This window comes from Commensalibacter communis (genome assembly GCF_947179015.1).
GTDB lineage: Bacteria > Pseudomonadota > Alphaproteobacteria > Acetobacterales > Acetobacteraceae > Commensalibacter > Commensalibacter communis.
In genome coordinates, this window is record NZ_CAMXCM010000052.1 from 1 (window position 1) to 223 (window position 223).

The 223-nt window shown below is 42.2% G+C and carries 1 pseudogene; it reads left to right on the forward strand.

Annotated elements, in window-relative coordinates:
• Positions 1 to 223: pseudogene (locus tag PQG54_RS12385) on the forward strand (hypothetical protein); the annotation flags it as partial.

Sequence of the window (223 nt, forward strand, 5' to 3'; positions counted from 1 at the left end):
TGACGGGTTTTTACAGTTTTTTTCATTTGATGTGTGGCAGTGGCTATTTATTGTATTTGGGCTATTTCAATTTACTGCTTTGCGTTGTGAAAGCATAATCGGCAGAGGGGTCGCAGCGTTCTTTGCATCCTCTTTGTTAATTTGGGGGACGTTAAATATCCTCGTTTATGGCCAATGGCATTTCAGCTTGGTCGCGTGGGGGATATTTGCTGTGATTAATCTC